The 6,122-nt window shown below is 58.5% G+C and carries 7 protein-coding genes; 5 read left to right on the top strand and 2 right to left on the bottom strand.

The window, feature by feature from the left end; genetic code table 11:
- Window positions 1-94: 94 nt before the first annotated feature.
- Both BDE01S_RS07470 and BDE01S_RS11715 read right to left on the bottom strand, forming a co-directional pair.
- Window positions 95-583, bottom strand: coding sequence for an NUDIX hydrolase (locus BDE01S_RS07470; RefSeq protein ID WP_066079584.1), 489 nt, complete (start codon window positions 581-583; stop codon window positions 95-97).
- 53 nt (window positions 584-636) lie between these two features.
- A complete protein-coding gene (locus tag BDE01S_RS11715; protein WP_255265799.1) occupies window positions 637-768 on the bottom strand; it encodes a hypothetical protein in 132 nt (43 codons plus the stop codon).
- A 183-nt stretch (window positions 769-951) separates the two neighbouring features.
- On the opposite strand from BDE01S_RS11715, the gene BDE01S_RS07465 reads away from it, so the two are divergent.
- From BDE01S_RS07465 to BDE01S_RS07445, 5 genes are all read left to right on the top strand, one after another.
- A complete protein-coding gene (locus BDE01S_RS07465; RefSeq protein ID WP_218015861.1) occupies window positions 952-1,614 on the top strand; it encodes an NAD(P)H-dependent oxidoreductase in 663 nt (220 codons plus the stop codon).
- Between the two features lie 229 nt (window positions 1,615-1,843).
- Window positions 1,844-2,188 carry a CidA/LrgA family protein gene (locus tag BDE01S_RS07460; RefSeq protein WP_066079576.1) on the top strand — a complete coding sequence of 115 codons (345 nt, stop codon included), beginning with the start codon at window positions 1,844-1,846 and terminating at the stop codon, window positions 2,186-2,188.
- A complete protein-coding gene (locus tag BDE01S_RS07455) occupies window positions 2,185-2,883 on the top strand; it encodes an LrgB family protein (RefSeq protein ID WP_066079573.1) in 699 nt (232 codons plus the stop codon). The genes BDE01S_RS07460 and BDE01S_RS07455 overlap by 4 nt, the downstream gene beginning before the upstream one ends.
- A gap of 151 nt (window positions 2,884-3,034) precedes the next feature.
- Entirely contained in the window at window positions 3,035-4,255 is a 1,221-nt protein-coding gene (argJ, locus tag BDE01S_RS07450; RefSeq protein WP_066079570.1) for a bifunctional glutamate N-acetyltransferase/amino-acid acetyltransferase ArgJ, read from the top strand.
- Between the two features lie 285 nt (window positions 4,256-4,540).
- Window positions 4,541-5,902 (top strand): chloride channel protein, encoded by a 1,362-nt coding sequence (locus BDE01S_RS07445; RefSeq protein ID WP_115225476.1) that lies wholly within the window; start codon window positions 4,541-4,543, stop codon window positions 5,900-5,902.
- Window positions 5,903-6,122 lie beyond the last annotated feature (220 nt).

The following is a 6,122-nucleotide window of genomic DNA, read 5'->3' as shown; positions in this document are numbered from 1 at the left end:
GCGTACTACTTGTACTGTCTGCGGCTTGCCGCCTTGTATCAGAATTGACTCTCCGACTATATAACAAAAGGCCGCAGCAGGGTAGCCCGGCGCATCAGCGTTTGGTTTTGTGGAAGGTAACGGGCTGCTCGGGCGCGCGGGTCAGTTGGCGGGGCAGCAGCGCGGACAGGATGCCGACGGCGGCGGTGTAGTAGCACACGGCGGTTTGTGCGTATCCGCCCAGCGCGGCTTCGCCCAAGATGCCCAGCAAAATCAGCGAGAGCATCGAGGCCGCGCAGGCCGCCGCGCCGCAGAGAAACAGGATATGGCGCAAGCGGCGGCGCAGCATTTTGTTGCATGCCAGCCGCGCCAAACCGCTGCCGATGAGCAGGCTGAAAAAGAATAATACGCCAAATACCCAAGCGGTTGCGGCATCGGCGGTATTTTCAGACGGCCAAACGCCGCCGGCAGGCGCGAGCCACAGGCCGGGGCGTTGCAGAAGGCCGAAGCTTACGGCCTCGTGCAGCAGCAAGGCCAACGGCAGGGCGAGCAGCATCACGGCAAGGGTAAAGGCGCGGTAGGGGTGCGCTTCGAGGGTGTTCATAGTGTATGGATAGGGCGCGGCAACAGCTGAAATAGCCGTCTGAAAAAATGCGGTTAAATCTTGCAGGCGCCGCCGACGCAGTTGTCGTCTTCGTTTTCCGCATCCACGCCGCCTTCAACGGCAACGCCGTCGAAATCTTCCAGCAAGGCGTCCAAATTGTCTAAATCGAAATCTTGTTCGGTCATGGTGTGCTCCAAATCAGTAGGGTATATAGTCGGAAAAATTACGCTCCGGCTATCGTCGTTTCACGAACATTATGGGGGCAAGCGCCGGGAAAGCAAGCGGGCGGCGCGGCATACCCAAGCGGCGCGCTTCGGCCTATAATGTGCGTTTCAGGCGCATGATGTCTGCGCGTACAGAAAGGTTACATAATGAGCGTAAGCAAACAAGACGTATTAGACGCATTCCATTTCCGCACCGCCTGCCGCTATTACGACGGCAGCCGCAAGGTCAGCCGCGAAGATATGGATTATATTCTGGAACTCGGCCGCCTGTCGCCCAGCTCGGTCGGCTCCGAGCCGTGGCAGTTTGTGGTGGTGCAGGACAAGGCCCTGCGCGAAGCCATCAAGCCCGTGGGCTGGGGCGTGGCGGGGCAGCTCGACGACTGCAGCCATCTGGTGGTGATTCTGGCGAAGAAAAACGCCCGCTACGACAGTGATTTTATGCGCGAGGTGCTGCTGCGCCGAGGCTTGTCGGGCGAGAAGCTGGAAGCCGGTTTGGCCGTGTATAAAAAATTCCAGGTCGAAGATATGAAGCAGGCGGAAAACGCGCAAACGCTGTTTGACTGGGCGGCCAAGCAAACCTATATCGCGCTGGGCAATATGATGACCGGCGCGGCCTTAATCGGCATCGATTCCTGCCCCATCGAGGGTTTTGAATACGAAGCGGTCAACCGCATTCTGGCCGAAGCGGGCTTGTTCGACCCCGCAGAGTGGGGTGTGGCGACCATGGTGACGTTCGGCTACCGCAGTAAAGACATCAGCCGCAAGGCGCGCAAGCCCGTGGAAGAAGTGGTGCGCTGGGTGGAGTAAGCGCGTCGTTGCGCTGCAAGCATAAAAGCCGTCTGAAAACGCAGAAATACCGTTTTTCAGACGGCTTTTCGCTATTTCGCCTTTTCACACGGCCTGTGCCGCGTTATGATGAAAGCCCTGATTGGCCCGAAGCGCGGCCGGCATGATGGCGGAATGCCGATGCAAGCCGGGCAGCCAGGCCGTCTGAAAAACACACGCATACACACCACACACACGGGAAGGACACCCCATGAATATTCTGCGCGCCCTGCTGATTATCCTCGGCTGCCTGGCCGTGGGCGAAGCGGCTGTATTGCTGACCGGCCTGAAGCTGCCCGGCAGCATTGTCGGCATGGGCGTATTGTTTGCCGCATTGCAGGCCGGCTGGGTCAAGCTCGAGTGGATACGCCAGCTGGCCGACGCGCTGATGGCCAACCTGACCCTGTTTCTCGTGCCGCCCTGCGTGGCCATTATCAGCTATCTGGATTTGATTGCCCGCGACTGGTTTTCGATTTTAACGGCCACGGTGCTGAGTACGGTATGCGTGCTGCTGGTGACGGGTAAAGTGCATGAATGGGTAAGGGGGCTGAAATGACGGCGGATCTTTTGCAGATGCCCAGCCTGCTGCTGTTTCTGACGTTGGCGGTGTATGCGCTGGCGGTGTTGATACGCGGCAGAACGGGGCATATTTTGTGCAACCCCGTATTAATCAGTACCGTTGTGCTGATTGCTTATTTAAAGTTGTTCAACATCGATTATGCAGTGTATCAGGATGCGGCGCAGTATATCGAATTTTGGCTGAAACCTGCGGTGGTGGTGCTGGCCGTGCCGTTGTATCAGAACTGGCAGAAAATCCGCAGCCAGTGGATGCCGATTTTATTGTCGCAGCTGGCGGGCAGCGTGACCGGCATTGTGACGGGTATGTATTTTGCCAAGTGGCTGGGGGCGGAGCGCGAAGTGGTGCTGTCGCTGGCATCGAAATCGGTGACCAATCCCGTAGCCATCGAAATTACCGAGTCCATAGGCGGTATTCCGCCGATTACCGCCGCGACGGTGATTATCGCCGGCTTGGTCGGGCAGCTGGCCGGTTATAAAATGCTGAAGTCGGGTACGGTCACCATGCCGTCTTCCATTGGCATGTCGCTGGGTACGGCGTCGCACGCGATGGGCATTGCCGTGTCGTTCGAGCGCAGCCGCCGCATGGCCGCTTATGCCAGCCTGGGGCTGGTGTTGAACGGCGTGCTTACGGCGGTATTGATGCCGCTGCTGCTGCCGGTTTTGGGGATTTGAAACGGGCAGTCCGCCGAACCGTTTATTTTGAGCGGGTGGGCATTTTCAATTAGTTACATAAAAATTCGTTTTAGCTACGCAGAAACTTCGTTTTCAGACGGCATGGTGTGTTGATGCCGTCTGAAAAACCAACCTAAAAGGAGATAGGGATATGGCAGTCAATTTGACCGCAAAAACCGCCGACGAGCTGTTGCCCGTTGACGGCGTGCAAGTGTATGTCGGCCAAGCCGGGGTGAAAAAAGAGAACCACGACGATGTGACGCTGATGGTATTGGGCGGCAGCAATACGGTGGGCGCGGTGTTTACGCAAAACCGCTTCTGCGCCGCGCCGGTGTATATCGCCAAGTCGCATTTGTTTGACGAAGACGGCGTGCGGGCTTTGGTGGTCAATACCGGCAATGCCAATGCGGGCACAGGCGCGCAGGGGCGGGCGGACGCGGTGGAGATTTGCGCGGCGGTGGCGCGGCAGGTCGGCTGCAAAACCACGCAGGTGCTGCCGTTTTCCACCGGCGTGATTTTGGAGCCGCTGCCTGCGGACAAAATCATCGCGGCGTTGCCGAAAGTGCGTCCTGCCGACTGGAGCGAGGCCGCGCGTGCAATTATGACCACGGATACCGTGCCCAAAGCCGCCAGCCGCGAAGGCAAAGTCGGCGAAAACCATACCGTCCGCGCGACGGGCATTGCCAAGGGCAGCGGTATGATTTGCCCGAATATGGCGACCATGCTTGGCTTTATCGTGTGTGATGCCCGGGTGTCGCAGCCGGTGTTGCAGCTGATGACCCAGGAAATCGCCGATATGTCGTTCAACTCGATTACGGTGGACGGCGATACCAGCACCAACGACAGCTTTGTCATCATCGCAACGGGCAAGTGCGGCCAGAGTGAAATCGACAATATCGCCGACCCGCGTTACGAACAGCTCAAAACCCTGCTCGGCAGCCTGGCGCTGGAATTGGCGCAGGCCATCGTGCGCGACGGCGAAGGGGCGACCAAGTTCATCACCATCCGCGTCGAAAATGCCGCCGACCGCGATGAAGCCCGCCAAGTGGCTTATGCGGTGGCGCATTCGCCTTTGGTGAAAACCGCTTTCTTCGCCAGCGACCCCAATCTCGGCCGTCTGCTGGCCGCCATCGGTTATGCGGGTGTTGAAGATTTGGATACGGACAAGCTGAAGATGTGGTTGGACGATGTATTGGTGGCCGAATTGGGCGGCCGCGCCGCCGGCTATACGGAAGAGCAGGGCCAGGCGGTGATGAACCGGGACGAAATCACCGTGCGCATCGATTTGGGTCGCGGCCGCGGGCAGGCCACGGTGTACACCTGCGATCTGTCGCACGAGTATGTGTCGATTAACGCGGATTACCGCAGCTGACGGCAGCCTGCCGTTTGAAAAGCCGTTTGAAAATGTGTTTTTCAGACGGCTTTATTCATATAAAATACAGGGATGTGCGGTGAAGGGCGGGGGTTTTGTAAAAAAACTTGAGTATTTCAGCGACGTCATTAGCTACGCAAGTCCGCTGCGCGGGAATGACGGTGCTGTGGATTCCGGTTTTTGCTAAAACTTCATGCCGTCTGAAATTCCGTGCCTGTTGTGCCGCCGCATTGCGTATTACGCCCTCATCATTTTTTCCAACCGCCTGTTTTCCGACTGATGACCATGGCCTCGAAATCTTTTGCGACCCGTATCGCGCACAAGCTCAAGCAGACGCAGCGGCTGTCGCGCAAAACCGTTGCTTTCCTTTTTCTGCTGACCGGCTCGGCGCTGGTGGCGCTGGTGGCGCTGCTGTTTGCCGAAATGGCCGAATACGCCCTGATGCTGAATGCCAAATGGGTGCAGAAGTTTCCGTGGTTTGCCTGGGTGGCGCTGCCGCTCGGGCTGCCGCTGATTGTCTGGCTGACGCGCAAATACGCGCCTTATACTTCGGGCAGCGGTATTCCGCAGGTGCTGGCTTCGCTGTCGCTGCCTTACGGCGCGCAGAAAACCCGCCTGATTGCGCTGGGGCAGACGCTGCTGAAAATCCCGCTGACCTTTCTCGGTATGCTGGCGGGCGCGTCCATCGGGCGGGAAGGGCCGTCGGTGCAGGTCGGCGCGGCGGTGATGACGGCTTGGGGCGCATGGTGCAAAAAGCACAATCTGGCTTTCAAAGGGATGCAGGAAAACGATTTGATGGCGGCAGGCGCGGCAGGCGGTTTGGCGGCGGCGTTTAACGCGCCTTTGGCGGGCGTGGTGTTTGCCATCGAGGAATTGGGGCGCGGTGTGATGCTGCGCTGGGAACGGCAGATTCTGCTGGGCGTATTGGCGGCCGGTTTCATCCAGGTGGCGATACAGGGTAACAACCCGCATTTTTCGGGTTTCCACGGCCAGGCTTTGGACAATATGCTGGTGTGGGTGCTGGTGGCCGGGCTGGTGTGCGGCGTGAGCGGCGGCCTGTTTGCGCGTATGCTCTACAAAGGCGCGGCGGCTTATGCGCCGGAGCGCTGCCGAGGCTGGATACGGCGGCATCCCATCTTGCTGGCGGCCTTAATCGGCGTGGTGCTGGCCGCGCTGGGCACGCTGTATCAGGGGCAGACCTTCGGTACGGGCTATGACGAGGCCTCGGGCGCGTTGCGGCGGATGTATGAAGCGCCGCCCGGGGTGGCGGTAGCCAAGTGGATTGCGACCATTTTGTCTTATTGGGCGGGCATTCCCGGCGGGATTTTCACGCCCGCGCTGACCATAGGCGCGATGGTGGGCGAGCATATCGCGTCTTTCGCGCAGCTGGAAACGGGCGTGAACGTGTTGGTGTTAATCTGCATGGCGGCGTTTTTGGCAGCGGCCACCCAGTCGCCGATTACCGCCAGCGTGGTGATGATGGAGATGACGGGCGGGCAGAATCTGCTGTTTTGGATGCTCGTGGCGTCGATTTTCGCATCGCAGGTATCACGCCAGTTTTCACCGCGCCCGTTTTACCACGCCGCCGGTATGCGCTTCCGCCAGCGCGTGCAGGAAGAATATTCGGCAGAGCGCAAGGTCGATTGAAGCCTGCCGTATTTTCAGACGGCCTGAGACCTTGCAAAATATTTAAAACGCCTTAGCCGTCATTCCCGCGCCCTATGGCATTCATAGCTGACGGGCGCAGTATTACATGGCACAATATAGTCGTTTCACTTTAGTTTGATACAGCGTTGCTGCGCCTTACTGTACTGTCTGCGGCTTGCTGCCTTGTCTCAAACTATAGTCATTTAAAATAAGAATGGTA

It is taken from the genome of Bergeriella denitrificans NBRC 102155 (assembly GCF_001592185.1).
Lineage (GTDB): Bacteria > Pseudomonadota > Gammaproteobacteria > Burkholderiales > Neisseriaceae > Neisseria > Neisseria denitrificans.
The sequence above is the reverse complement of the archived record's forward strand: the minus strand, read 5'-3'. Positions and strand labels throughout refer to the sequence as shown.

Excerpts from the sequence above, each read along its gene's own strand:
- BDE01S_RS07470 (WP_066079584.1), bottom strand. The coding sequence starts at position 583 with ATGAACACCCTCGAAGCGCACCCCTACCGCGCCTTTACCCTTGCCGTG.
- BDE01S_RS11715 (WP_255265799.1), bottom strand. The coding sequence starts at position 768 with ATGACCGAACAAGATTTCGATTTAGACAATTTGGACGCCTTGCTGGAA.
- BDE01S_RS07460 (WP_066079576.1), top strand. The coding sequence starts at position 1,844 with ATGAATATTCTGCGCGCCCTGCTGATTATCCTCGGCTGCCTGGCCGTG.
- BDE01S_RS07455 (WP_066079573.1), top strand. The coding sequence starts at position 2,185 with ATGACGGCGGATCTTTTGCAGATGCCCAGCCTGCTGCTGTTTCTGACG.
- argJ (WP_066079570.1), top strand. The coding sequence starts at position 3,035 with ATGGCAGTCAATTTGACCGCAAAAACCGCCGACGAGCTGTTGCCCGTT.
- BDE01S_RS07445 (WP_115225476.1), top strand. The coding sequence starts at position 4,541 with ATGGCCTCGAAATCTTTTGCGACCCGTATCGCGCACAAGCTCAAGCAG.